The organism is Streptomyces sp. SID5785 (genome assembly GCF_009870065.1).
In the GTDB taxonomy this organism is placed as follows: Bacteria; Actinomycetota; Actinomycetes; order Streptomycetales; family Streptomycetaceae; genus Streptomyces.
Genome location: NZ_WWIA01000231.1, coordinates 1 through 2,078 on the forward strand (window position 1 = coordinate 1; position 2,078 = coordinate 2,078).

Below are 2,078 nucleotides of genomic sequence, written 5' to 3' on the forward strand. Positions count from 1 at the left end.
GCGGCCGAGCACAGCGCCGCCCAGCGCAGCAGCAGGGCCCGTTCGGGGGCGCGGTCGGCGAGGGCGTGCCGGAAGCGCTCGGCGTGCTCGCGCAGGGCGGCCGGGACCGTGAGCCGCCCGTCGGGCGTGACGGACGCGGCGGACGGGGCGGACGGGGGCGGCCCGGGGGCCGGGTCCCGCATCAGCGCGGCGAGCACCTCGCAGACGTGGGGGAGCGCGGCGTCGCGGCGCGCGGGGACGGCCAGGTGCAGGGTCGTACAGGGGCCGGGGCGGTGCTCGAGGCGGCGGCTCCCGGCCGGCCAGTGCACGAGGTCGCCGGCGCGGGCGTGCAGGACGTACTCGGTGCCGGTGTGCTCGGGGCGCACGCGCACGGTGAGCGCCCCGTCCAGGACCCACGTGAGCCCTGCCGTGTCGGCCTGCGCCGGCTGCTCGTCCGGGGTGTGGTGGCGGTCGCCTGCGGCGAGTTCGGCCGTGACCGGCAGCGGGGGCCGTCCGACCAGCCGCCACAGACCGTCGAGGACGTCACGGACGCGGGACCAGGAGACGGGGTCGTGGGCGAGCGGGTCGGCGGCGGTCAGCAGCCATCCGTCGCCGGACAGCTCGGGAGCGTGCGCGAGACGCCGGACGTAGGCGGAGATGTCGGGGTCGCGCGGGCCGGGCAGCAGCGGGCCGGGGTCGGGCAGCAGGGCGTCCGACGTGGTGAGCCGGGTCGCGCCGGGCCGTGTCGCGGCGGCGGCGAGGAGCGCGTGGACGGCCTCCGGGGCGAGGCCGGGCCCGGGGGCGTCGGTGACCACCGCAGGCCCCCGCGACCAGTGCGTCCGCGCGAAGTCCCGCCAGCCGGGGCCGGTGGCACCGGTGTCGGGTTCGGGGCTGTGCGTCATCGGGTCAAGGGCTCCTCGGTCCCTCGCCCGGGGCGGCGCGACGGGCCTGGCGACCCTCCCAGACCCCTCGGGCCCCGTCAACGCCTTGCGGAGAAGCCGTGAACTTCCGGCGCGGACGTCGCACCGCGTGCTGCGGCCGCATCGCGGACCCGGACCGGCTGTGGAAAGGTGAGGCGCAGATATGCCCGGCCTTTCTCCCCTTGCGGGGCGAAGGCCGTGAACGGGCAATTCCGGTCGATACCGCTCAACCGCTCAGTCCCAGGAGGCCCCGATGTCCTCGAAGCGCCGCCGCAAGAAGAAGGCCCGTCGCAAGCACGCCGCGAACCACGGCAGGCGACCCCAGTCCTGAACGGGGAGCCGTTGCGGCCCCCGCGGGGGCCGCAACGGCCGGACGGATCAGGCCCTCTGCACGGCCCCTTCACCGATCGCCGTCGCCCACTCGGTCACCAGCGCCTCGTACTGGGCGCGGTCCTCGGCCGTCAACTGCCCGCCGGTGCGCGCCCACAGGTCGCGGATCTGATCGTTGACCACGTCGGCGGACCGTGCGGAGTGCGGGGCGGGAGTGGAGGACATGTGAAAGAGAGTAGGCGATCCGTACGACTTTTCGCTCCGGTCCGTCACGTGGCCATCGCCATGTGTGATGTTCGCCATGCCCGGGTGGAGCAACCTCCGGCGCCTCCGCGGACTCAGGTCAGGGCTTGCGGCCCACGCCCGCGTACAGCGGCACCGGCGTCCCGTCCCGCTCCTCGTCGATCCCCAGCTCCGGATGCCAGTCCGGCAGCCAGGTGATGCCCGGCGCGATCAGTTCCGTGCCGGTGAAGAACTCTGCGGTCTCCGTGCGGGTCCGCGGGACGAGCGTGACCCCGCCCGCCGCGTACATCTCCACGGCCTCGCGGGTGCGCTCCGGGTCGTGGTCCGACGCCAGCTGGGACAGCACGAGATGACTGCCCGACGGCAGCGCGTCCACGAGCGTGCGCACGATGTCGTACGCGCCCTGCCCGTCCGGCACGAAGTGCATCAGGGCGATCAGCGACAGGGAGATCGGCCGGTCGAAGTCGAGGATCTCCCGGGCCAGTTTCAGGATCCGCTCCGGATCGCGGGCGTCCGCCTGGAGGTAGCGCGTGACGCCCTCGGGGGTGCCGCGCAGGAGGGCCTCCGCGTGGGCGAGCACGATCGGGTCGTTGTCCACGTAGACGA

The 2,078-nt window shown here is 74.8% G+C and carries 3 protein-coding genes; all 3 read right to left on the reverse strand.

The features are described 5' to 3' along the window. The coding region (locus tag GTW43_RS06925) for a hypothetical protein (protein ID WP_161300737.1) at positions 1–881 on the reverse strand (881 nt) is incomplete at its 3' end. 396 nt (positions 882–1,277) lie between these two features. Further along, a complete protein-coding gene (locus GTW43_RS37425) occupies positions 1,278–1,454 on the reverse strand; it encodes a hypothetical protein (protein ID WP_202501147.1) in 177 nt (58 codons plus the stop codon). Between the two features lie 118 nt (positions 1,455–1,572). Beyond that, the coding region (locus GTW43_RS06930) for an SAM-dependent methyltransferase (RefSeq protein ID WP_202501149.1) at positions 1,573–2,078 on the reverse strand (506 nt) is incomplete at its 5' end.

What these genes read in the sequence shown, in the direction of transcription:
- GTW43_RS37425 (WP_202501147.1), bottom strand. Translation starts at nt 1,454, where the DNA reads ATGTCCTCCACTCCCGCCCCGCACTCCGCACGGTCCGCCGACGTGGTC.